This is a genomic window from Devosia sp. (genome assembly GCF_028290435.1).
Taxonomy (GTDB): Bacteria; Pseudomonadota; Alphaproteobacteria; order Rhizobiales; family Devosiaceae; genus Devosia.
Genome location: NZ_JAQGJV010000025.1, coordinates 74309 through 97348 on the forward strand (window position 1 = coordinate 74309; position 23040 = coordinate 97348).

29 protein-coding genes are annotated in these 23040 nt (G+C 63.6%); 18 read left to right on the forward strand and 11 right to left on the reverse strand.

Annotation, left to right across the window (positions count from 1 at the left end):
* The first annotated feature begins 7 nt into the window (after positions 1-7).
* Entirely contained in the window at positions 8-856 is an 849-nt protein-coding gene (gene gluQRS / locus JWP26_RS07370; RefSeq protein WP_299725216.1) for a tRNA glutamyl-Q(34) synthetase GluQRS, read from the forward strand.
* Here gluQRS and JWP26_RS07375 read toward each other — a convergent pair.
* Entirely contained in the window at positions 853-1809 is a 957-nt protein-coding gene (locus JWP26_RS07375) for an NAD-dependent epimerase/dehydratase family protein (protein WP_299725218.1), read from the reverse strand. The two genes, gluQRS and JWP26_RS07375, sit on opposite strands and share 4 nt — an antisense overlap.
* 85 nt (positions 1810-1894) lie before the next feature.
* Between JWP26_RS07375 and JWP26_RS07380 the strand changes: the two genes are divergently transcribed.
* From JWP26_RS07380 to JWP26_RS07400, 5 genes are all read left to right on the forward strand, one after another.
* Positions 1895-2794 carry a LysR family transcriptional regulator gene (locus JWP26_RS07380; RefSeq protein WP_299725220.1) on the forward strand — a complete coding sequence of 300 codons (900 nt, stop codon included), beginning with the start codon at positions 1895-1897 and terminating at the stop codon, positions 2792-2794.
* Between the two features lie 21 nt (positions 2795-2815).
* Positions 2816-3016, forward strand: a complete 201-nt coding sequence (locus JWP26_RS07385; protein WP_299725222.1) for a twin transmembrane helix small protein — start codon at positions 2816-2818, stop codon at positions 3014-3016.
* Complete coding sequence (locus JWP26_RS07390) at positions 3016-3609, forward strand: cob(I)yrinic acid a,c-diamide adenosyltransferase (protein WP_299725224.1); 594 nt, start codon at positions 3016-3018, stop codon at positions 3607-3609. Before JWP26_RS07385 ends, JWP26_RS07390 begins: the two co-directional genes overlap by 1 nt.
* An 82-nt stretch (positions 3610-3691) precedes the next feature.
* Positions 3692-3877, forward strand: a complete 186-nt coding sequence (locus JWP26_RS07395; protein ID WP_299725226.1) for a hypothetical protein — start codon at positions 3692-3694, stop codon at positions 3875-3877.
* 5 nt (positions 3878-3882) lie between these two features.
* Complete coding sequence (locus tag JWP26_RS07400; RefSeq protein ID WP_299725228.1) at positions 3883-4104, forward strand: hypothetical protein; 222 nt, start codon at positions 3883-3885, stop codon at positions 4102-4104.
* Between the two features lie 152 nt (positions 4105-4256).
* On the opposite strand, the gene JWP26_RS07405 is transcribed toward JWP26_RS07400, so the two are convergent.
* Complete coding sequence (locus tag JWP26_RS07405; RefSeq protein WP_299725230.1) at positions 4257-4922, reverse strand: TlpA disulfide reductase family protein; 666 nt, start codon at positions 4920-4922, stop codon at positions 4257-4259.
* Between the two features lie 22 nt (positions 4923-4944).
* Between JWP26_RS07405 and argH the strand changes: the two genes are divergently transcribed.
* From argH to JWP26_RS07430, 5 genes are all read left to right on the forward strand, one after another.
* Positions 4945-6393, forward strand: coding sequence for an argininosuccinate lyase (argH, locus tag JWP26_RS07410; protein WP_299725232.1), 1449 nt, complete (start codon positions 4945-4947; stop codon positions 6391-6393).
* Positions 6394-6420: 27 nt separating this feature from the next.
* Complete coding sequence (locus JWP26_RS07415; protein WP_299725233.1) at positions 6421-7137, forward strand: gamma-glutamylcyclotransferase; 717 nt, start codon at positions 6421-6423, stop codon at positions 7135-7137.
* Positions 7130-7846 carry a gamma-glutamylcyclotransferase gene (locus tag JWP26_RS07420; protein ID WP_299725235.1) on the forward strand — a complete coding sequence of 239 codons (717 nt, stop codon included), beginning with the start codon at positions 7130-7132 and terminating at the stop codon, positions 7844-7846. The genes JWP26_RS07415 and JWP26_RS07420 overlap by 8 nt, the downstream gene beginning before the upstream one ends.
* A gap of 76 nt (positions 7847-7922) precedes the next feature.
* Entirely contained in the window at positions 7923-9182 is a 1260-nt protein-coding gene (gene lysA, locus JWP26_RS07425; protein ID WP_299725238.1) for a diaminopimelate decarboxylase, read from the forward strand.
* A 160-nt stretch (positions 9183-9342) separates the two neighbouring features.
* On the forward strand, positions 9343-10443 hold the full coding sequence (locus JWP26_RS07430) for a winged helix DNA-binding domain-containing protein (RefSeq protein WP_299725240.1): 1101 nt from the start codon (positions 9343-9345) through the stop codon (positions 10441-10443).
* Here JWP26_RS07430 and JWP26_RS07435 read toward each other — a convergent pair.
* Both JWP26_RS07435 and JWP26_RS07440 read right to left on the reverse strand, forming a co-directional pair.
* Positions 10440-10853 carry a response regulator gene (locus JWP26_RS07435; RefSeq protein ID WP_299725242.1) on the reverse strand — a complete coding sequence of 138 codons (414 nt, stop codon included), beginning with the start codon at positions 10851-10853 and terminating at the stop codon, positions 10440-10442. The two genes, JWP26_RS07430 and JWP26_RS07435, sit on opposite strands and share 4 nt — an antisense overlap.
* Positions 10853-11695 (reverse strand): zinc-ribbon domain-containing protein, encoded by an 843-nt coding sequence (locus JWP26_RS07440; protein WP_299725244.1) that lies wholly within the window; start codon positions 11693-11695, stop codon positions 10853-10855. The genes JWP26_RS07435 and JWP26_RS07440 overlap by 1 nt, the downstream gene beginning before the upstream one ends.
* 229 nt (positions 11696-11924) lie before the next feature.
* On the opposite strand from JWP26_RS07440, the gene ftsE reads away from it, so the two are divergent.
* The 4 genes from ftsE to JWP26_RS07460 all read left to right on the forward strand — a co-directional run bounded on the left by ftsE (position 11925) and on the right by JWP26_RS07460 (position 14949).
* Complete coding sequence (gene ftsE, locus JWP26_RS07445) at positions 11925-12587, forward strand: cell division ATP-binding protein FtsE (RefSeq protein ID WP_299725282.1); 663 nt, start codon at positions 11925-11927, stop codon at positions 12585-12587.
* The gene (locus JWP26_RS07450; RefSeq protein WP_299725246.1) at positions 12580-13518 is read left to right on the forward strand and encodes an ABC transporter permease; all 939 of its coding nucleotides are present in this window, start codon (positions 12580-12582) and stop codon (positions 13516-13518) included. Before ftsE ends, JWP26_RS07450 begins: the two co-directional genes overlap by 8 nt.
* Positions 13519-13675: 157 nt before the next feature.
* Positions 13676-14482, forward strand: coding sequence for a 1-acyl-sn-glycerol-3-phosphate acyltransferase (locus tag JWP26_RS07455; protein ID WP_299725247.1), 807 nt, complete (start codon positions 13676-13678; stop codon positions 14480-14482).
* Between the two features lie 122 nt (positions 14483-14604).
* A complete protein-coding gene (locus JWP26_RS07460; RefSeq protein WP_299725249.1) occupies positions 14605-14949 on the forward strand; it encodes a hypothetical protein in 345 nt (114 codons plus the stop codon).
* Here the strand turns inward: JWP26_RS07460 and JWP26_RS07465 are convergent.
* Complete coding sequence (locus JWP26_RS07465) at positions 14946-15530, reverse strand: gamma-glutamylcyclotransferase (RefSeq protein WP_299725251.1); 585 nt, start codon at positions 15528-15530, stop codon at positions 14946-14948. The two genes, JWP26_RS07460 and JWP26_RS07465, sit on opposite strands and share 4 nt — an antisense overlap.
* A 112-nt stretch (positions 15531-15642) precedes the next feature.
* Between JWP26_RS07465 and JWP26_RS07470 the strand changes: the two genes are divergently transcribed.
* On the forward strand, positions 15643-16611 hold the full coding sequence (locus tag JWP26_RS07470) for a DUF2125 domain-containing protein (protein ID WP_299725253.1): 969 nt from the start codon (positions 15643-15645) through the stop codon (positions 16609-16611).
* Here the strand turns inward: JWP26_RS07470 and JWP26_RS07475 are convergent.
* From JWP26_RS07475 to JWP26_RS07490, 4 genes are all read right to left on the reverse strand, one after another.
* Entirely contained in the window at positions 16608-17582 is a 975-nt protein-coding gene (locus JWP26_RS07475) for a prephenate/arogenate dehydrogenase family protein (protein ID WP_299725255.1), read from the reverse strand. The two genes, JWP26_RS07470 and JWP26_RS07475, sit on opposite strands and share 4 nt — an antisense overlap.
* Complete coding sequence (gene hisC / locus JWP26_RS07480) at positions 17579-18664, reverse strand: histidinol-phosphate transaminase (protein ID WP_299725257.1); 1086 nt, start codon at positions 18662-18664, stop codon at positions 17579-17581. The genes JWP26_RS07475 and hisC overlap by 4 nt, the downstream gene beginning before the upstream one ends.
* Before the next feature lie 69 nt (positions 18665-18733).
* Positions 18734-19021, reverse strand: a complete 288-nt coding sequence (locus JWP26_RS07485) for a DUF3175 domain-containing protein (RefSeq protein ID WP_299725259.1) — start codon at positions 19019-19021, stop codon at positions 18734-18736.
* A gap of 56 nt (positions 19022-19077) precedes the next feature.
* A complete protein-coding gene (locus JWP26_RS07490; protein WP_299725261.1) occupies positions 19078-19809 on the reverse strand; it encodes a class I SAM-dependent methyltransferase in 732 nt (243 codons plus the stop codon).
* 105 nt (positions 19810-19914) lie between these two features.
* On the opposite strand from JWP26_RS07490, the gene gloB reads away from it, so the two are divergent.
* On the forward strand, positions 19915-20682 hold the full coding sequence (gene gloB / locus JWP26_RS07495) for a hydroxyacylglutathione hydrolase (RefSeq protein WP_299725263.1): 768 nt from the start codon (positions 19915-19917) through the stop codon (positions 20680-20682).
* 175 nt (positions 20683-20857) lie between these two features.
* Positions 20858-21124: a hypothetical protein gene (locus JWP26_RS07500; protein ID WP_299725265.1), complete on the forward strand. Its 267-nt coding sequence runs from the start codon at positions 20858-20860 to the stop codon at positions 21122-21124.
* A 5-nt stretch (positions 21125-21129) separates the two neighbouring features.
* Here the strand turns inward: JWP26_RS07500 and JWP26_RS07505 are convergent, their stop codons facing one another.
* Positions 21130-21591, reverse strand: a complete 462-nt coding sequence (locus JWP26_RS07505; RefSeq protein ID WP_299725267.1) for a hypothetical protein — start codon at positions 21589-21591, stop codon at positions 21130-21132.
* Positions 21592-21663: 72 nt separating this feature from the next.
* Positions 21664-23040, reverse strand: a 1377-nt coding sequence (gene fumC / locus JWP26_RS07510) for a class II fumarate hydratase (protein WP_299725270.1), incomplete at its 5' end; no start/stop codon positions are given.

A 23040-nucleotide genomic window follows, 5' to 3' on the forward strand; every position in this document is an offset into this window, starting at 1 on the left:
AAATGTCATGCCGTCTCAACCCATTCTGCGCTTTGCGCCAAGCCCCAACGGATTGCTGCATCTGGGCCACGCCTATTCGGCGCTGTTCACCTGGCAGGCCGCAGGCCAGCTCGGCGGCACAGCCCTGTTGCGCATCGAAGACATCGACCTCGCTCGAAGTAAACCCGAATTTACCAGAGGCATCTTCGATGACTTGCATTGGCTGGGCCTCGACTGGCCCGAGCCCGTCTGGCGCCAGTCGGAGCGGTTTCCGGTCTATGTGGAGGCCGTCGGCAAGCTGCGGGCCATGGGCCTGCTCTATCCCTGCTTCTGCTCGCGCACTGAGATCGCCGCCCATTCCACCGGCACCGATCCCGACGGCGCGCCGCTTTACGCCGGCACCTGCCGCCATTTGAACCCAACCGACATCGCCACCCGGCTGGAGCGCGGCGATCCCGTGCAGTATCGGCTCGACCTGCAACGTGCGCTCGCGCTGACTGGTCCATTAACCTTCACGCTGGTCGGACCCACCATGCGCGACCGCCCGCAAATCCGCTATGCCAGGCCCGAACGCTGGGGCGATGTGGTGCTGCAGCGCAAGGACACGCCCGCCAGCTACCACCTCAGCGTCGTCGTCGACGATGCCGCGCAGGGCGTCACCCACGTCACCCGCGGCCGCGACATGGAGGCAGCCACCGACATCCATGTGCTCCTGCAATTCCTCCTCGGCCTGTCCTCGCCGATCTATGCCTTCCATCGGCTGTTGCTGGGCGACGATGGCAAAAAGCTCAGCAAATCCAGGGGATCGCCGAGCTTGAGGGACCTGCGAGAGGCGGGCCGGACGCCGCAAGACATCCGGCACCAACTGGGTTTCTAGGCTGCTTTGGCGACCTGCGCCTGGGTAAACTCCTCCACCGTGGCCGCAACGGCTTCCTCAAAGGGCGTCCCGAAATACTTGCCCAGAATGGCGTCGAGCCGTGGGTCGCTCATTTCCATTTCGTTGCGCCACAGATAACGCATGCGATAGACGTCGCGCATCATCGAGTTGACCAGCCCGATCGCGCCCAGCATCCACCAGGCTAGCGGCGTGACCTTGAGCTGTTGCGGCACCGCCTTCTGGATCGCCGTCATCATCTGGCGATGGGTGACCCAATTGCCGGCAAAGTGGAAATTCTCGAAGGCGGCGAACTCGCTGCGCTTCTCGGCCAGCGCCACGAAGGCGTCGCCCAGGTCCGGCAGGTAGGCCCAGCTATGGCTCATATCGAGGTCGCCCATATGGTGGACGACGCCCTTGGCATAGTCCATTAGCATGGCTTGCTCGAACCATTCACCGCGATTGCCGGGGCCGTAGAAATCGCCGGCACGCAAAATGATGGTTTGGAATTTTCCTGCATTTGCAGCAGCTTGCAGCATCTTCTCCAGCCGGATGCGGATTTCGCCGCGTGGGGCCTCGGCCTCCTGCTTGGTCTGCGGCGTCACTTTGCGGTCGCTGGCCCGGTAATTGTAGATCGTGCCCGGAAACAGCAGCGTTTTCTTGCCGCTGGTGCCCATTGCGTCGATGACCACCTGCAATTGCGCTTCAGCCGCGCCATTGCCCCATTTGTCATAAGGCAGGTGCAGCGCCTGGACGACGACATCGGCATCGGCGATCGCCGATTGCACCGCGGCAAGCTCGTTGGCGTCACCGCCGACGAACCGAACGCCCGCCACCGGACGGCGATTGCTGCGCCCGAAAGCAGTGACGTCCCAGCCAGCATGCTGGAAAGCTTGAACCGCAGCGTGGCCGATATGACCGTTGCTGCCCAGAACCGTAACCTTACCCTTAGTCATGTCGATCTCCTGTGTTGATGGACTAAAGTTAGGCCATGCACTAACGTCGGGCCATTCGCTGTTTCCGTTGGATTGACCTTCAAAAATGAATAGAGAGCCCGACTGGTCGCTGTGGCGCAGTTTTTCGGCCGTGGTCAAGCACGGCTCGCTCTCGGCCGCCGCGCGCGAACTCGGCCTGTCGCAGCCGACCTTGGGCCGCCATATCGAAGCGCTGGAACTGGCCCTCGACCTGTCGCTATTCGAGCGTACGCTGAGCGGGCTCAAGGCGAACGAAGCCGCGTTGCGTCTTTATGAGCCCGTCGCTGCCGCCGAGACCGCGCTGGCACAGGCGGCAATTTTGGCGCAAGGCGCCCAGGCCGAATTCTCCGGCACCGTGCGCATCACCGCCAGTGCTGTTGTCTCTAACTACATATTGCCAACGCTGCTGCTGCCGATCCGTGAGCGCTATCCCGCCATCGCCATCGAAACGGTGCCCTCGGACTCTCCTGAAAACCTGCTGCTGCGCGAGGCCGATATCGCCATCCGCATGTTCCGGCCGACGCAGTTGGAGCTGGTCACCAAAAAGCTGGGCGACATCCCCATCATTGCCTGCGCCCATGAGAGCTACCTCGCCCGCCGCGGCACGCCCGGCCAGCCTGTCGACCTGCGGAGCCATGATCTGATCGGTTTCGACCGCTCGGATGCGATCCTGGACCACGCCGAAAGCATCGGCCTGTCGCTGCGGCGTGAGCAGTTCGTGCTGCGCACCGATAGCCAGACCCAGCTTTGGGAATTGGTCCGGGCCGGCCTCGGCATTGGCTTCGCGCAAAAATTTCTGGTCGAGCGCACGCCCGGCATGGTGGCTCTGGGTTTCGATCTCGCCATCCCGATGCTGCCGGTCTGGCTGACGACCCACAAGGAATTGTTCACCAGCCACCGGATTCGTGCCATTTATGACGCATTGGCGGAGGGGCTGATTGACTATATCAACACGCCGACCAGCTAGCCCCCACCCAGGCAGGACATCATGGAAACCGCAGTCAATATCCTCATCGCCATCGTGCTGCTCTTCGTCGTGGGCGTTTTGGGCATGGGGTTGTGGAACATGGCCAAGGGCGGCTCCAGCAATACCAGCCAGCGCCTGATGCGCCTGCGCGTCATCGCCCAGGCCGTGGCCCTCGTGCTGCTGCTGGGCGCACTGTTCTTCTTCGGGGGACCTAAGCACTAATGGTCAAGCTCAACGTAATTTATACCCGCACCGGCGACGACGGCACCACGGGCCTCGTGCGCGGCCCGCGCCGCCAAAAGTTCGATCTGCGCGTCGAGGCCTATGGCACCGTGGACGAGGCCAATGCCACCATTGGCCAGGCCCGTCTCGGCACTGGCTCGATGCCCAAGATCGACATGATGCTGGGCCGCATCCAGAACGACCTGTTCGATGTCGGCTCCGACCTTGCGACCCCGGGCGAGGACGATCCAGCGGCCCACAAGTCCCTGCGGGTCACTGCCGTTCAGACGCTGTGGATCGAAACCCAGATCGATCATTTCAACGAGGCCCTGCCCCCGCTCAAGAGTTTTGTGCTGCCGGGCGGGACGCCCTTGGCATCGGCGCTGCATGTGGCGCGCACCGTCACCCGCCGCGCCGAACGCATCGTGGTGGAACTGGCCAGCCTTGAGCCCGACGTAAACCCTGAGGCCATCCGCTATCTCAATCGCCTCTCGGACCTGCTGTTCGTGCTGGGGCGCGTGGCCAATAACAATGGCGAAAAGGACGTGCTCTGGGTGCCCGGTAACTATGGCGACCTCAAAAAAGGCGATTGATTGCAATTGCATCTATCGCCGAAGGCTTTGTTTACGCGCCGCCTCTAGGTTAGGGCCATGAAGTCCCAAAGGGGAGGCGTCTATGGATTCCGATCTGAGCATCCAATTAACAACGTCGCGCGCCGCTGTCGGCGCCGGCAGCGTCCAGACGGCCGTGCTGAAGAAGGCCGCTGAAGCCGAAGCCAGCACCGCGACCCTGGTGGCCGAAGCGGTCCAATCGGCACCGGCGCCAACCGGCCAGGGCCTCAAAGTCGACAAATACGCCTGATTGCCATGAGCAACGCCCTCGGCATCAGCCCACCCGTGATGATCAACCGCATCGTCGATCGCCTGGCCACCCCGCCCGGCGCCGAACTGGCCAAGGTCGCGATGCTACGCGCCAGGCTGGAAACCGCCGTGCAGGAAAAGATCGCCGAGAGCGCGGCCGTGAGCCCCGATGGCAAGGGCGAAGCGCCGGTGGTGGATAATGGCGCCGCTGTGGATCGGCTGATTTAAGGTTCTTGAAGGGCCCGCTCATCGATTGAGCACCCCTACCTTTCTTCCCGCGGGCCACCCTCAACACGGCACAAGCGGCGAAAGGCCCGCGGATCAAGTCCGCGGGAAGGGCCGGTGGGTGTGGAGCAATGCCCCCAACACTGTGGGCCCTCCTACCCCTTCACCAATTTCACCAGCGCGTCGATCACCGCATAACCATCCGGCGTATTCCAATGCGCGGGACCTTGCAGCACCGCCAGTTCGCACCCGTTCGCATCGAGGATCAAACTCGCCGGCAATCCCACCGTCACCGCCTCCTGCTTCAGGCGCTCGAAGGCCGCAAAAGTGTTGTCGGCGTAAAGCGGCAGATGGGCGAACTTGTTGTCGGCGAGGAATTTTCGCGCCTTGCCCAGCCCATCCTCCCCGATATCGAGATTGATCGGCAGCACCATGAAATCATCCGAATTGTATTTGGCGGCCAATTCGTCCAGTGCCGGCATTTCCTCCCGGCAGGGCACGCACCAGCTCGCCCAGAAGTTGACCAGGAGGCCCTTGCCCTTGAAATCGGCGATATCCATCGGCTTGCCGTCCGCGTCCTTGAACGCCAGCGTCGCGTAACCGCGCCCTTCGCCAGTCGGGTTGAGCCCTGCCAATTCCCCCACCGAGGCGAAATCGATATCCAGCGCCGCGTCCTTCTGCACCGGGCATTCCTTGGCCGCCGCGCCATTGCCTAGCAAAACCCACGCCGCTATAGCTACCGCCAAGACGGCAACCACCAGCACGATCACTAGGCGGGTGCGGTTGGAAGCTCCGGGGCGGGGCGCGTTTATATCGGTCATTTCAAGTCCCAAGGATCAGATGATGAGCAACAAGATGTGGGGCGGACGGTTCAGCACCGGCCCCGATGCCATCATGGAAGAAATCAATGCGTCGATCGGTTTCGACCAGCGCTTGTACCGCCAGGATATCGCCGGGTCGATTGCCCATGCCACCATGTTGGCAGAAACGGGCATTCTGACGCACGAGGATCGCGACGCTATCATCGGGGGTCTAACCGAGGTGCTCGACGAGATCGAGACCGGCGCCTTCACGTTCTCGCGCGCGCTCGAGGACATTCACATGAATGTCGAAAGCGCGCTGCGCGAAAAGATCGGCGATGCTGCCGGGCGCCTCCACACCGCCCGCTCGCGCAACGATCAGGTGGCGACCGATTTCAAGCTCTATGTCCGCGACACCATCGATACGCTGCTGGTGCAGGTCAAAGACCTGCAACTGGCGCTGGTGACCCGCGCCGAGGACGAAGCCGAAACCATCATGCCCGGCTTTACCCATTTGCAAAGCGCCCAGCCGGTGACGTTTGGCCACCACCTGCTGGCCTATGTGGAAATGCTGGGCCGCGACGCAGGCCGGCTGGCTGACGCCCGTGTGCGGCTCAATGAGAGCCCGCTCGGCTCGGCGGCTTTGGCCGGTACGCCCTACCCGATCGACCGCCATATGACGGCCGAAAAGCTCGGCTTCGACCGGCCCACCGCCAATTCGCTGGACGCCGTCTCCGACCGTGATTTCATCCTCGAAACCCTGGCCGCCGCGTCGATCTGCGCCATGCACCTGTCACGATTTGCCGAGGAAATGGTGATCTGGTCCTCGGCCCAGTTCGGCTTCGTCAAGCTCAGCGATAAGTTCACCACCGGCTCCTCGATCATGCCGCAGAAGCGCAATCCGGACGCCGCCGAACTGGTGCGCGCCAAGATCGGCCGTATCGTCGGCGCGCTGACCAGCCTCTTGATCGTCATGAAGGGCCTGCCGCTGGCCTATTCCAAGGACATGCAGGAAGACAAGGAAGTCGCCTTCGACGCGCTGGATTCGCTGTCGCTGTCGCTGGCGGCGATGACCGGCATGGTCAAGGACCTGACGGCAAACCGCGAGCGGATGCGCACCTCTGCCAGCGCCGGCTTCTCCACCGCCACCGATATCGCCGACTGGCTGGTGCGCGAAGTCAACATGCCGTTCCGTGACGCCCATCACGTCACTGGGCAGATCGTTGCGCTCGCCGAACAGAAGGGCTGTGGGCTGGAAGGGCTGACCATCGAGGACTTCAAGTTCGTCGACCAGCGCATCGATTCGCGCATCCATAAGGTGCTGACGGTTGAAGCTTCGGTCGCGGCCCGGCAGAGCTATGGCGGCACGGCACCGGCCAATGTGCTGATCCAGGCGGCGCGCTGGAAGACGGTGCTGACCGGCGAACCGCATGAGCCGCGTCCGCTCGGCAAAAAAAAGCATGGCGGCCATGGCGATGGCGGGGTTGAATAATTTCCTGCCCGGCCTGATGTTGGATGCATGCAAACCCGCCTGCGCCTGACCCCTGACCACATTGCCCATGTGCATCGCGACATCCCCGATCCGGGGCCGTCGCTGCTGGAGGGCTTTCGGCCCGCCGAAGACGCCGACTATGACGCCGAAATCGAGCGGCTGCTGGCAACCGCACCAACGCCGGACGACATCTGGGTGTTCGGCTATGGCTCGCTGATCTGGAACCCCTGCTACCCGTTCACCGAACAGCGCACCGCCTTGGCGCATGGCTGGCACCGCTCCTTCACGCTGGGCTGGGATTTTCGCTTCCGCGGCGACAAGCAGACCCCCGGCCTGATGATGGCTATCGATCGCGGCGGCCAGTGCAAAGGCGTGGTGCATCGCCTGCCCCCCGAGACGGCCCGGCAGCACCTCGATGTGCTGATCCGACGCGAAATGAGCATGGTGCCCACCGCGTTTCCCGGCCGCTGGATTACGGTCAAAACCGCGGCCGGTCCGGTCTGCGCGCTGACCTTCGCCATGGACCGCAGCAGCCCGCGCTATATTGGTGGGCTCACGCCGGAGGCCACCGCCGACGTGCTGGCAAAAGCCTGCGGGTTTAAGGGTTCGATGGCCGAGTATCTGCATGCCACGGTACTCAAGCTGGAGGAGATGGGCATACACGACAGCTATTTGTGGCGCCTGCAGGGGCTGGTCGCCGATCGCATCGATGCGGCGCGATTGGGAGTGCGCAACGATGCATAAGCCGGGCCGCCCGATGGCGCTGACTGAACGCCATGTCGCGTTCCTCCAACCACCGGCCATCGCGGAGGAAATGCCACCGCCACCCGCCGGCATGATCCAGGGGACGCGCGAGGATCACCTCGCCACTATTGCCAGCCTCATGGCCGAAGAGCCCGAAACCAGCGAAGTCTGGTTTTTTGCCTATGGCTCGCTGATCTGGAAGCCGGCCTGCGACTTCGTGGAACTGCGCACCGGGCTGGTGCGAGGTTGGCACCGCTCGTTTTGCCTGGGGTGGAACAACCGTTTTCGCGGCAGCGACGAAAACCCCGGCCTGATGCTGGCTTTGGATCGCGGCGGCGCCTGCAAGGGCGTGCTTTACCGCATCCCGGCCAATGCGGTCGAAGACAACCTGGTTAAGCTGTTGGAGCGCGAAATGGGCTGGCGGCCCTCGCCGTTTCCGCCGCGCTGGGTCACCGTGCAAAGCGGCGAGCGCAGCATTCGCGCGCTGACGTTTTGCATTGATCGGAACAGCGGCCGCTATGTCTCGGGGCTATCGGTCGAGCAGATCGCCGATGTGCTGGCCACCGCCGTGGGCTCACGCGGCTCGATGGCCGAATACCTGTTCGCCACCGTCACGCACCTCGAAGTCCTTGGCATCCACGATCCGCATCTGTGGCAATTGCAGGATCTGGTCGCCCGACGGATCGAGGCGGTTTACGGCAGCGGCTGACAACTGGCGCTTTTGTTTTCTGCACGCTTGGCATAGATCAGGCGCAACCGGCGTCACCCTCCTGAAAGAGCCTGCCTTGGTCCACCATTTCCAGCATCGCGACGGCACGCTGTTCGCCGAAGACGTCAACCTGAACGAATTGGCGGCCGAAGTCGGTACCCCGTTCTACGTCTATTCCAGCGCCACTTTGCGCCGCCATGTGCGCGTCGTCAAAGCCGCGTTCGAGGGCATTCCGACGCTGCTCGCCTACGCGATGAAGGCCAATTCCAACCAGGCCGTGCTCAAGCTGATGGCCAGCGAAGGCGCCGGCGCCGATGTGGTCTCGGGCGGTGAGCTGGAACGCGCGCTGGCGGCCGGAATCAGGCCGGACATGATCGTGTTTTCGGGCGTCGCCAAGACCGTCGCGGAGATGCGGCGCGGCTTGGAAGTGGGCATCCACTGCTTCAACGTCGAAAGCGAACCTGAGCTGGAACGGCTCGATATGATCGCCGGCTCGATGGGCAAGGTCGCCCGCGTTTCGGTGCGCATCAATCCCGATGTCGATGCCAAGACCCATGCCAAGATTTCCACCGGCAAGGCCGAGAACAAGTTCGGCATCCCTTATGCCCGTGCCCGCGAGGTCTATGACCGCATCGCCGCCATGCCCAACGTCAAGGCGGTCGGCGTCGATATGCATATCGGCAGCCAGATCACCGATTTGGGCCCGTTCGGCGATGCGTTCCAGTTGATGGCCGAACTGGTCGGCCAATTGCGCGCCGATGGCCACGCGATCGAGCATGTCGATGTCGGCGGGGGCCTCGGCATTCCCTACAACGAGAACGAGGACGCGCCGCCGTCGCCGGAATCCTATGCGTCCGTGATCCGCGACAAGGTCGGCTCGCTCGGCTGCAAGCTGGTGATCGAGCCGGGCCGGCTGCTTGTCGGCAATGCCGGCATTCTCGTCACCAAGGTCGAATATGTGAAGGAAGGCGGCACCAATTTCGTCATCGTCGATGCGGCGATGAACGATCTGATCCGCCCCACGCTCTATGAAGCCCATCACGATATCCAGCCGGTCAACCACTCCAATCTCTCGCCCATCACCGCCGATATCGTTGGCCCGGTCTGCGAGACGGGCGATTATCTCGCCAAGGCGCGTACCATGCCGGGCGTCAAGGAAGGCGACCTGCTTGCGGTGATGAGCGCCGGGGCCTACGGCGCGGTGATGGCCTCAACCTACAATTCGCGCGCCCTGAGCCCCGAAGTGCTGGTCGATGGCCCGCGCTACCATGTCATCCGCCCGCGCAAGTCGATCGCCGACCTGCTGGCGCTCGATAGCGTGCCCGATTGGGTGTGACCTCGATTGTTCCCTGAACTCGATCTGGTCCCCTCCCCCTCGAGGGGAGGGCTAGGGTGGGGGGGGAACTCTCAACAGGAGCGGCGCCACTCAGGCGGATGGCTCCCCCCACCCCTAACCCCTCCCCTCAAGGGGGAGGGGAACAAGATCGGTGCTCACCATGACCACCATCACCGACCGCGAACTCAATCGCGCTACTCTCGCCCGGCAGATACTGCTGGGGCGTGTCGATAGCCTGATCCCCGAGGCCGTGGCCTTTCTGCTTGGGCTGCAGGCCCAGACCACCAATGGGCCCTATCAGGCGCTGTGGAACCGTCTGTCCGGCTTCACCCACCAAGCCCTGACCACCCTCATCGCCGACAAGACCTTGCTGCGCGCCACCACCATGCGCACGACGCTGCATCTGCACACGGTGGACGACATGCGCGCCATCCGCCCGCTCTTGCAGCCAATGCTGGACCGCACCTTCGCCTCGCCAGCCAAGGCCCGAACCATCAAGGCCGACCGTGCCGCCGTGCGCACCCTTGGGGTTGAGCTGTTGAACCAGCAGCCGATGACCGCGGGCGACTTGGGCAAGCGCCTGCTGGAGGCATTTCCCGACAGCGACCCCTATGTGCTGGCCCAGGTCGTGCAGGGCGCCGAAACGCTGGTGCAGATCCCGCCCACCCGAATCTGGGGCCATGGTGGCCCGCCGTTGCTAACCCGCATCGAAAGCTGGATTGGCCAGGGCGTCGCCAAGCCGATCGACATGCCCGCATTGGTGCTGCGCTACCTCAAGGCCTTCGGCCCCGCCAGCGTCGCCGACATGCAGCACTGGTGCGGACTGACCCGGCTGGCACCAGCCTTCGAGGCGGTTCGCGACCAGCTCATCACTTTCACCGCCGAGGATGGCCGCACGCTCTATGACCTGCCGGACGCACCGCGCCCCGATGCCGACACACCCGCGCCACCCCGCTTTCTGCCCGAATATGACAACGTCTATCTGGGCTTTGCCGACCGCCGCCGCATCCAGTCCGACCTGGCGCGGGCGCGTATGCCACTGGTCAACGGCTATCCGTCGACCTTCACGGTGGATGGTTTCATTGCCGGAAAATGGTCGCTTGCGCGGCGCAAGGACACCGCAAACCTGACCCTGACGCCGTTCCGCACCCTCTTGAAGCGTGAATTGGCGGCGGTGGACCAAGAGGGCCGTGCCATGGCCGGTTTCCTGACCGAGGGTGCCGCCGCGATCACCCCGACCGTCCTGCCGGTCGCCGACTAGGTCGGGTCCTGCGCCTGCCGGCCCTGCGACACGATCTCGATCGGTCGGCCCGCCAGCGCATCATCGACCTTGGCCAAGAGGTCGGCCAGCGTGAACGGCTTGACGATGACGTCATAGATCAACTCGTGCAGGCCGTGGGCCTGTTCGCGCTGGTCGGCAAAGCCAGTCATGAGCACGATGATCACTTCGGGAAAGCTGGCCGCCACCGTCAGCGCCAGCGCGATCCCGTCCATGATGGGCATCTTGATATCGGAGAGCAGCAGGTCAAACCGGCCCTGTTCGGCATCCATGATTTCCGCGGCCAGCCCCCCATCTTCGGCGGACACCACCTCGTGCCCCTTCATCTTGAGGGCGCTGATGACGAAGGCGCGCACCGAGTCATCGTCTTCGGCAACCAGAATTCGGGCCATCAATGTCCCTCCGTGCTGGCAGGCTGGACCGGAGCGGCACTGCGTGTCGATCCACCGCCGGCGAAGCTGAGCCGCACGTTCACCGCATCGACCGGCGGCAGCGGCAACTGGGTTTCAAATGTAGCACGTTCGCCAGCCATCATGTCACGCACGTCCGGCGTGACGCTCCACTCATAAATGCCATTGCCCGACGCCCCGAGCAGCGTCACCACCACCGCGGGCACCACGACCGGGGCCTTTTGCAAGCCCACGATCTGCGCCGAAACCACGAGGACTTCCTTGCCTTCGCGCAGGGTGCGCAAAGTGGTCAGGCGATCGAATTCCAGCCCGATGACATTGACCGGCAGCCCAATGGACGCATAGACGCCCGCCATGGCCGGAAACTGTTCGACCACCTGCACCCGCCCGAAATAGCCGCCGGCGAGCAAGCCCACCAGCGCGACAGCGCTCGCGACCCGCGCCACCCGCTGCAACCGCGCCATCGGCAATTTTGCCACCAGGGCATTCTGCCGGCGCAAGAACGCCCGCTGCCGCTTGCGGATCAGCGCCGGATCGACTTTTGCCGCATCCCTGCCGTCAATCTCGGCGGCTTCGTCTGCCTCGGCCTTGCGTTCGGCCAGTTCGGCGGCCACCCGGCGCTCTTCGCTGACCAGGGCATCATCCAGCGCATCCTCGGCGACCGCGCGCACCAGCGGATCGGCATCGCCAAAGGCGTCCGGATCAAGCGGCTTCTGCGACCAGGCCTGCTGGCAATGCGCACATTGCACCTTGCGGCCAGTCGAGCCGATCGCCTCATAGGTGACCTGGTAGCGCGTCTGGCAATGTGGACAGGTGATGATCATGGGTCAGACGAGTTGGGAAAGAGACGCTGGCACGAGCCTAACGCGATGGTGTTAAAACTCTTGAAATCAACGCCATCTTCCTGTCGGCGAACCATATTTGCACCGTATTCGCGCCCCATTGGCCTGGGCCTGCGGCATCGGGCGCCAACGCCTGTTATGATGTCGCCGACGATTGATTCGCCGCCAGGGCCGATCGCGTCGCAAGGGGGCAAGCGTGGAGCCTGACGGATTGATCGAGTTTTCCGATGTCGGGCTGCGCTATGGCAATGGCCCCGAAATTTTGCGGGACCTCAGCTTTTCCATTGAGCCCGGCTCGTTTCATTTTCTGACCGGTCCCTCGGGCGCCGGCAAGACCAGCCTGTTGCGCCTGCTGCTGCTGTCGCTGAAACCCTCGCGCGGCCGCGTCACCATGTTCGGCGAGGACGTGACCCATCTGGACCAGGACCGCCTGCTGCAGATGCGCCGCCATATCGGCATCGTGTTCCAGGAATTCCGCCTGCTCGACCATCTGACAACGTTTGAGAATGTCGCGCTGCCGCTGCGCGTGCTGGGCCAGCCCGAGGCCGAATATCGCCCCAATGTCACCGAGCTGCTCGAATGGGTAGGGCTGGGCGAGCGCATGAATGCGCTGCCCTCGCTGCTCTCCGGCGGCGAGAAGCAGCGCGCCGCCATTGCGCGCGCCGTTATCGCGCGCCCCAAAGTGCTGCTGGCCGACGAGCCCACCGGCAATGTCGATCCCGATCTGTCAAGCCGCCTGGTGCACCTGTTCGCCGAGCTGAACCGGACGCTGGGCATGACCATCATTCTGGCCACGCACGAATTGCCGCTGCTCGACCAGTTTTCCTATCCGCGCATGCTGCTGTCCAAGGGCGAGCTGGTGATCCATGCTTGAGATGTTGCGGCTCCTCAAAGCCATCCTGCCGCGCCATGGCGGCGCCGCCCCCATCGTGCCCGAGCGAAGCGTCGCCGGCCGCACCCTGCTGCTGATGATCACCATCATGAGCTTCCTCTCCGCCGTCACCTTGGGCGGCGTGGTGCTGGTGCAAAAGTCCGCTATCGCCTGGTCGGCCGATGTGGGCCGCGAAGTCACCATCCAGATCCGCCCGGTCGAGGGCGAGGTGATGGAGAGCAACCTGCGCACCGCCGTCGCCCTGGCCGAAGCCACGCCCGGCGTCGCCTCCGCCCGCCCGCTAACCGAGGCGGAAAGCCAGAAGCTGATCGAGCCCTGGCTCGGCGCGGGTCTCGACCTCAGCGCCATCGAAATTCCGCGGCTCGTGGTGGTGCAACTGGGCGATCCGGTCGATGCCGATATCGCCAAGCTGACCCGCGACCTGACCGCTATCAAGGGCGCGAGCCTCGATACCCACGCCGCCTGGCGCCAGCAGCTCAACACCATGGCGGGCGCCATCGTGCTATCGGGCCTGATGGTGCTTGGGCTGATCGGTGTGGCCACCGTCCTGGCCATCATCTTCGCCACCCGCGGCGCCATGGCGTCCAACCGTGAAATCGTCGACGTGCTGCACTATATCGGGGCCTCCAACAAGTTCATTGCCGGGGAGTTCCAGGGGCGCTTCCTGTCCATCGGCCTGCAAGGCGGGCTGTTGGGTGCGCTGGCGGCGACGCTGTTCTTTTTCATCGTCGGCACCGGGGCGGGCAATATGCTGTCGAGCGAGGCCAGTGCACAGGTCGGCGTGCTGTTCGGGCGCTTCGCGCTCGGCATCGATGGCATTATCGGCATCGCCGCCGTCATTCCGGTGATCGCGGCGCTGACGGCCATCACGTCGCGCCTGACGGTACGCCGCTTCCTCGCCCAGACGTCCTAGCACCGGGCGCCTGTCACGTACGTTCTGTACATTGACGCGTAAACGGCGGAAGACTGGTGTTTGGCGCCGGCATCACAATGAGCCGCGCTTCTAGCCAAGCCATCATTGTTTGATTATGAGCAGTCATCGGCGCCCAGCCGCGAGAGAGACGTAACCCATGATCGTCCAGGCTATCCGTTCGGCGCTGTTCTATGTCCTGTTCATCGGACAGACCATTTTGGTCGCCATCACCATCGGCACCATCGCGCTGTTTGCCGGCCGCACCACCTTTGGCTGGGAGCTGGCGAAATACTGGTGCCGCTCCAACCTGCAAATGCTGCGCTGGGTGGTGGGCATGCGCACAAAAGTATCGGGGCTGGAAAATATCCCCGAGGGCGGCTGCATCATTGCCGCCAAGCACCAGAGCGATTGGGACGTGTTCGCCATTTTCCCGCATGCCGTGCGCCCCGCCTATATCGTCAAGAAGGAATTGATGCGCATTCCCTTCTTCGGCTGGGCCGCCCGCTCGCTCGATTGCATCGAGGTGGACCGCCGCAAGGGCGCCCAGGCCGTCCCCGAAATGATGCGACAGGCGCACGCCGCCGTCGAACGCGGCTGCCGCATCGTCATTTTCCCCGAAGGCACCCGCAAGGCGCCGCTGGCGCCGGCCGATTACAAATACGGCATTGCGCGACTTTACGCTGAACTCAAGGTGCCGGTCGTGCCGGTGGCGCTCAATTCCGGCCTGTTCTGGGGCCGCAACAGCCTCGTCATCTGGCCGGGCCTGGGCGAATGTGAATTCCTGCCGGCCATCGAAGCTGGCCTCGCGCCCGATGTGTTTCTCGAACGGCTCAAGGGCGCAATCGAAACCGAATCGGACAAGCTCATTCTCGGCGCCATCGACAAGGGCCTCGACCGGCCCATCGACGCCAAGCTGGATGCCGCCATCACCGCCCGCAAGCAGGCGCGTGCGGCAACCGCCTGACACTATATATTGACGCTAGAGCCGAACGTCGCCATAGATATAGACACCAGTCGTAGAGCCACTTGACGCTTTACCGATTTTGTTCTATTTTTGTTCTTCTTCGCGATGGAGAGGATGGGGAAATGACGGCATTCAGCAATTCGCGGTTCATCCAGTCTGGTCTCGCCCGGGTGGTCACATGGATGGGGCGATCCGGCCGTGTCTATGGGCTGGTTGGCGAAAACCTCGACCGCTTCGCCATGACCGAGAATGACCTCTATCTCATCGCCAAGGGCGGCAATGCGCTCTGGGTCGGCTCGACCCATGATCTCGTCGGCGACCCGCTCAGCCGGTCGCGCTTCCGCCTGGCGCTCGATTGCGCCGACCGCGTCTTCCGCCTCGTCACCCCCAGCGCCGACAGCGAACGGCTGAGCACTATCTGGGACCTCGAAGGGGCCGAGCCGGTACAGGAGCGCTCGGCGGCCTAGGCCGCCGCTACATCCCGCGCCAACAGTTTGGCCAGCGCCATGATCGGCCGATCCTCGATGCCCAATTGTGCCAACCCGCGCGCGGTATTCAGCACATAATCCACATTATTGCCGGACTCCCCGACGCCGCCGCGCACGATGGCCAATTGATGCTCCAGACTCAGATTCCGCGCATATTGCACATGCCGCTCATCGACCATGAAGGTCAGCGCCAGCACCGCGCGTCCATCCGCCAGGCGCACCGGCCGCGTCGCCTCGCGATAAACCCCATTGCCCTTTTCGCGCGCCAGCAGATACGTCCGCACCCCGGCCCAATCCTCATCGGCAACCTCGAACATCATGCCCCGGCATGACCCGCCCCGCGTCAGTCCGAACACCAGCCCCGGCCGCTGCGGCGTGCCGCGGTGGTCCTGCGAATAGACCGACAGGCTCCGATGGGCGCCGTATAGCAGTCCCTGCTGGGCCGAAATGTGGGCGAACCCGGGGTTCCAGATCAGCGATCCGTACCCGAAAACCCAGTGGGTGATTGTCGCGGTCATTATCTCAAGCATGGTCATCAACCCAACAGAATCTACGGACATTGCTGCCTTCCGGCAATCGCCCGCCTGCATAGCGAGCATGCCCCAGCATCACGACCCGGTTTTCCCGTTGCACGCTCTTTAGCCCAAGCCCCTGCGAGGATAGAACAAAGCCATGAAACGAATCATTGCTCTCTTCATCGCTATCGTCGTCGTCCTCGCCCTGTGGTCGGGCGCTTGGCTGTTCCTGTCCGGCGAGGTGCGCAAGAACGTCGTGGCGCTGGCCGATGCCGATGGCGTCACCACGCCGCGCCTCACCTGCGGCACTCTCGATGTCTCGGGCTTCCCGTTCCGCGTCGATGTCGATTGTGCCAAGGCTCAGGTGCTCGATGGCGATCTGGTCATCGATATCGCCGACATCAACGCCAGAGTGCTGGTCTATCGCCCCACCCATGTGCTGGCGGCGGCGCAGGGCCCGATCAAAATCGAGGACACCTTCACCGGCTCGCAAAGTACGCTCAATTTCGCCACGCTCGAAGCCAGCGCCCGCACCGATGGCTGGCAGATTGCCCGCATCGCGCTCAACGGCACGGACCTGAACTGGAGCGACACTCTGATGGGCGACAACCTCATCGCCAAGAGCGCCATGATCGACCTGCAACTGGGCGATATCCCCGAGCAGCACGATGCCGCCAAGGGCCTAGCGGCGCTGGCCGGTTATTTCCAGGCCAAGGACCTGGTGGCGCCCGGCTTCACCATCGCCAATGGCAATGCGGAAATCGAAGTCGAGGTCAACGGCCTGCCCGACGACGTGCGGCTGCTGGCCGAGCCCGATGCGCTGATCAACTGGCGCGCCGCCGGGGGTCAGCTCAAGCTGGTTTCCGCGCATGCCACCGATGGCGACAGCGATCTCAAGGCCAATGGCAATCTGGCACTCGACCCGCTCGGGCTGCTCGACGGGCAGATCGACATCAATTCCACCAAGGTCGCCGAGCGCCTCGAACCCTATCTGATCGAGCCCTATCGCACACTGGTGCTGGGCAATCCATCGCCGGACGGCAGCCACGCCAACGTGCTCAACTTTCGCGGCGGCAATGTCTATTCGGGCCTCTTGCCCATCGCCTCGGTGCCGCCGCTGTTCTAGGCGTCGTCCCCGCCGCCGTGCTCGCGCACGAAGACCGGCGCCGTGGGAGGCGGCGTCGCCTCATGTGGCCGACCGAAATCGGCTGCGGCGGTTTCCTGTCCGGCGCTGATGATCGAGCGGCGGATGGCACGGGTGCGGGTGAACATGGCCTCGAGTGCCGGACCATCGCCGGTCCGCACCGCGCGCTGCAGCACTGACAGATCCTCGGAAAACCGTCCCAGCATTTCCAGCACGGCATCGCGGTTGGTGAGGAAAACGTCGCGCCACATCACCGGATCGGAGGCGGCGATGCGGGTGAAATCGCGGAAACCCGAGGCGGAAAACTTGATGACTTCTGACTGGGTCGCCGCTTCCAGATCGGCGACGGTGCCGACGATATTGTAAGCCACGAGATGGGGAATATGGCTGGTAATGGCCAGCACCATATCGTGGTGGCTGGCTTCCATGGTCTCGACTTGGCTGCCCATGGCTTCCCAGAACTGCACCAGTTTTTCCACCTGCGCGAGATCAACTTCCGGCCCCGGAGTCAGCACGCACCAGCGCCCGGCGAACAATTCGGCAAAGCCCGCCGAGGGGCCCGAATGCTCGGTGCCGGCGATCGGATGGCCCGGAATGAGGCTCACCCCGGCTGGCACCAGCGGCGCCAGCACATTGACCACATGCTGCTTGACCGAGCCGACATCGGACAGGATCGCACCTGGCGCCAGAGCCGAGGTAATGTCGCGCATCACGCTCTCATAGGCGCCGACCGGGGTGCAGAGGATCACGAGGTCCGCGCCGCGCACGGCCTCGGCCGCATCGAGCGTGTAAAGATCGCCCAGCCCCAGTTCGCGCGCTTCTTCCAGCGTTTCAGCCTTGCGGGTCGAAATGGCGATCACTTCGGCCAGCCCCTGCCGGCGAGCGGCCAGAGCAATGGACGAGCCGATCAGGCCAATACCGATCAGCGCGAGTTTGCGAAATTTGACGCTCATGCCACAACCCGATTCTTGAGAACTTCGACTACGCCGCGCATCGCGGCCTCGCTGCCGATGGAAATGCGCAAGCCATCCGCAATGCCGTAGGAGGTTCCGACCTGCCGCACGATCAGCCCTGCATCCCACAGCGCTTCGAAGGCCGCATCGGCTTCGGCAGGGCTGGGAAACAGCACCAGGATGAAATTGGCCTGACTCTGCACCACCCGCAACTGGTTGGAGCTCAATTGCCCGGTGATCCACTCGCGCCAACGCGCATTGTGCTGGCGCAACCTCTCAGTGAATTCTACATCGCGCGCCGCCGCAGCGCCCGCCAGTTGCGCCGGCAGGTTGACGTTGAACGGTCCGCGAATGCGGTTGATGGCGTCGACCACATGGTCCGGCCCATACATCCAGCCGATCCGCGCCGCCGCCAGTCCCATCTTGGAGAAGGTGCGCACCATGACGACATTGTCGGCGGTATCGACCAGGTCGATCCCCACCGAATAGTCCGCCGCCGTGACATACTCCGCGTAGGCGCTGTCGATCAACAGCATGATGTCCGGACGCAATCCCGCATGCAGCCGCGCCACTTCAGCACTGGTCAAATAGGTGCCGGTCGGATTGTTGGGATTGGCCAAAAACACCATTTTAGTGCGCTCGGTCACGGCCGCCAGCAGCGTATCCACATTGGCGGTGTATTCCACCTCCGGCGCCATGACGATCTTTGCGCCCGTTGCCAGCGTGATGATCGGATAGACCGAAAACCCGTATTGGTTCATCACCGCTTCGTCGCCCTGCCCCAGATAAGTCTGGGCCAACAGGTGCAGCAGATCGTCCGAGCCATTGCCGCAGACGATGCGCGCGGGATCGAGCCCATGCACTTCACCCAGCGCCACGCGCAGGATTTTTGAGGAGCCCTCGGGATAGATATCCAGATGATCGGCCACCGACGCAAACGCCGCGATCGCCTTTGGGGAGGCGCCGAGCGGGCTTTCGTTGGACGACAATTTGATCGCCTTGCTCCCCGGTGCGCCGGCTTTGCCGGGCACATAGGGGGCGATATCGAGAATGCCGGGCTGCGGCACGGGACGGTCGGACATGGGAAACTACCGGCTGGAAACCGGGCGGACCATAATCAAACCGCGCGTCTAAGGCAAAGCCTGCCTGCGTCAATCCTCAGTGTCGCGGCCGAACAGCTTGCGCAATTCGTCCTTGGTGTTGTCGAGCACCTTTTTCTGGCTCGCAGGCAGGTTCTTGCCCGCGCGGTTGACATAGAAGGTCAGCATCGACATTGCCGACTGGTACGGCTCGGACTTGCGCCGATGGCTCGCCTCCGCCGAATGTTTCAGCGAACGGGCGATGGCCTTCGGGTCGTGCTGCTCGAACACGCCCTCTTCGAGATCCATCGCGTCGCTATGCTCGGTTACGTCCTGCGACCATTTCTTTGCAGTGGCCATTTTTGCCTCCATGGAAGGCGGGAAAAACTCGCCACCGCGCCGAAGGTTGCCAAATGTTACCCCTGCCGCGCCGTGGCGGTGCTCAAGCCCGGCACGCGCACGAAGCGTTCCTCGCGTTTGCGGCGGGGAATGGCCGGAAACGCCTCCTTGCGCGCCGCGACGCAGATCACGCCCGACATGGCTGGCCCCAACAGCCGCCCAGCGCCCTCGAAGAACCGCGTCGATTTGAGCACCAGCGATGATTGGAAGGGCGGCAGGAACAGCCCGTCGCGCCAGCCTTCGGGCACAAAACTATGATCGCGCAGCAGCCGCTCCAATTGCCCCGCCGAATACGGATTGCCAGTGCCAAACGGGGTATTGTCGCGCTGCGCCCAGATGCCACGCCGCCGCGGCACGACGATGATCAGCCGCCCGTTCGGCGCCGTCACGCGCCAGAGTTCGCGCATCAGCTCTTCGGCATCGGCGATATGCTCAAGCGCATGCACCGCGATGGTCAGGTCGATCGCCGCATCGGTCAGCGGCATTTCCATCGGATCGCACAGCACGGTGCGCGACGGCCCTTCGCGCGGCCAGGACGACGCGCCCTGTCGCGCCGGCATGAAGGCCAGCACCCGCTCGGCGCGATCCAGCGTAAAGCGCAGATACGGCGTGGCAAAACCCAGCCCCAGCACGCGCTGCCCGCCCACATCGCCGGCCAGGCCCATGATCTGCTCGCGCACCAGCGCGCGCGAAATCCGCCCCAGCGGGGATTTGTAATAATCGATCAGGCGGACGACATCGCTGCTCATGAAATCGACTGTGCCAAAGGCCCGCCCACTTGTCTAATGCGCCATTGCCATGTCAGGTCCGCCTGCGTGGCTTTCAAGGCACGCGAACAGCATAGGAGCATAAACATGGCATTGATCGTCGACGTGTTCGAGGCGCGCAGCGATAATTACGGTTACCTGGCCCACGACACCGCCACCGGCCGCACCGCCGCCATCGACGCCCCCGAGGCCGGCCCGATCAAGACCGCCCTGCTGCATCGCGGCTGGACGCTGAGCGATATCTTCATCACCCATCATCATATCGACCATGTCGAAGCCATTCCCGAACTCAAGGCCGAATTCGGCGTCACCGTCACTGGCCCGCGCGCCGAGGCCGACAAGATCGCCGATCTCGACGTGCTGGTTGCTGCCGGCGACACGCTGATGCTGGGCGAGACAAAGTTCGACATTTTTCACGCCCCCGGCCACACCCTGGGCCACATCGTTTTCTACGACGCGGCAGGCGGACATCTGTTTACCGGCGACGCGCTATTCTCACTCGGGGTGGGCCGCATGTTCGAGGGCACACCCGGCCCGATGTGGGAGGGCGTCAAGGCGCTGCGCGACCTGCCAGATGCGACGCTGATCTATTGCGGGCACGAATATAGCGCCAGCAATGCAAAATTCGCGCTGTCGATCGACCCTGACAATACAGCGCTCCAAGCCCGCGCCGCCGAAATCACCGAACTGCGCAAAGCCACCCGCTTCACCATCCCGGCTTTGCTGGGGACCGAGAAGCTGGCCAATCCGTTCCTGCGCGCCGATGATTCGGCGCTCGCCCGCCATTATGGCCTTGAGGGCGCTTCTCCTGCCGAAGTGTTTGCCGCCATACGCAAGGGCAAGGATACGTTCTAGGCGACGCGGCGGGCTTGATGTGCCCGCCGCCCACCTAACCGTGATCCACTTCGCCACGGGAAAACCTTAACAAATCGTTTACGTCTGGCACGCCGCTTGCCACTTATTGGTCAGTAGCGCGTTGAATTGTCCAACAATGGCACAGTTCGACCCATTTCGGGACAGGCAGGCGAACATGACCGATTTTGACACCCAGAACCGTCCCGTTTCGGCACCGGGCCTGCCAATGGTGATTGAGGCCTCCGCCCCGCGCCCGTCTTTGCGCCGCAGCCAGACCACCGCGGCCTTTGTCAGCCAGCTGCTCGCTGCGCGCGAAAACCTCGCGCCGCAGCGTCAGCGCCGCCGTGGGACGGTCGAGGGTGCGCTCGGCGCTTACAGCGCCGGCGCCAATATCAGCGTGGTGCGGATGCCCGTGGGATACCGGAAGACCGTCGTCGTCTAACCTGCCTAATTGCCCATCGTCACGTCGCGTCCGGCGCCCGTGATCGAAACCGCAAAGCCCGCGACCACGTCGATCAGGCTCATTACCATCAGCAGAAAAAACACCGAGCTGGCGGCGGCGCCGATCAGCAGGAACTCGATCAGGAACAGCACGAAGACCACCATCGAGAGCATATGCTCGACGATCGATGAGGTGCCGGTGCGTGTGGATTTCAAGATTTCGATAAACAGGCACACCAGCGCCACCACCAGCAGGAAGTCGCCCGCCGTCACCGCCCATGGCGTGCCCGAAACCATGGGAACCGAGAACAAGCCATTGTGCCACGATGCCGGATTGCCGCCGAAGAACGGCAGGAAGGCGAAGATGTTGTAGAGCACGAAGGGCACGATCAGCAGGGGCGGAATGAATGGCCCCTTGCGCTGCTGCACGCGGCCGCTATTGGGCGCAACATAAACGGTCTCGGTCATCGTAATTCTCCCTGCAATTGGCGCACCATGCCAGAGCCGGAGACGGGCGGGAAGTCCCCGCCCGCAATAGGTCTACTTCTTCAACTTGAGCGGGCCGACCATCTGCTCTGGTTTGACTTCGGCGTCGAATTCCTCGCCAGTCAGCAGGCCCAGCGCGATAGCTTCCTCGCGTAGTGTGGTGCCGTGCTTGTGCGCGGTCTTGGCGATCTTGGCCGCGTTGTCGTAACCGATCTTGCGGTTGAGCGCGGTCACCAGCATCAGCGACTTATCGACCAGTTCCTTGATGCGGGCGCGGTCGGGCTCGATGCCGATGGCGCAGTTATCGTTGAAGCTGCGTGCCGAATCCGCCAGCAGCCGCACCGATTGCAGGAAATTGTAGGCAATCACCGGCTTGAACACGTTGAGCTCGAAATTGCCCTGGCTGGCGGCAAAACCGATCGCCGCGTCATTGCCCATCACCTGCACGGCCACCATGGTCATGGCTTCCGACTGGGTCGGATTGACCTTGCCCGGCATGATCGAGGAGCCGGGTTCATTCTCGGGAATGGTCAGTTCGCCCAGGCCCGAACGCGGGCCGGAGGCTAGCCAGCGCACGTCATTGGCGATCTTCATCAACGCGGCGGCAAGTTGCTTGAGCGCCCCCGACGTGCCCACGAAGGCATCGTGCCCGGCCATCACTGCATACTTGTTCGGTGCGGTGACGAAATCCTGCCCGGTCAACTTGGCGATCTCGGCGGCGACGGTCACGCCGTAGTCGGGATGCGCATTGAGGCCGGTGCCAACGGCGGTGCCGCCCAGCGCCAGTTCCTTGAGCTGCGGCAGCGTCACCCGGATGGCTTTGACCGCCAGTTCGATCTGCGCCACCCAGCCGCTCATTTCCTGGCCCAGCGTCAGCGGCGTCGCGTCCTGCAAATGGGTGCGGCCGATCTTGACCACATCCATGAATTCCTCGGACTTGGATTGCAGCGTCGCGCGCAGCTTTTCTACCCGCGGAAACAGGTAATTCTCCAGCGCCTCGACCGCCGCGATGTGCATCGCGGTCGGATAGGTGTCGTTGGACGATTGGCTCATGTTGACGTGATCGTTGGGATGGACGGGTTTCTTGCCGCCGCGCACGCCCGACAATGCCTCGTTCGCGATTCCCGCGACGACTTCGTTGACGTTCATGTTCGACTGGGTGCCCGATCCGGTCTGCCAGATGACAAGCGGAAACTGGTCGTCGTACTTGCCGGCCGCAACGGAAGCCGCCGCCGCCTCGATCGCATCCGCCAGCTTGGCTTCGAGCCCATGCGCCCGGTTCACCCGCGCCGCCGCCTGCTTCACCAGCGCCAGGGCGTGGACGATGGCGATCGGCATGCGCTCGGTGGCAGGGAAGGGGAAATTCTCGATCGATCGCTGGGTCTGGGCGCCCCAATAGGCGCTGGCAGGAACCTCGATCGCGCCGATCGA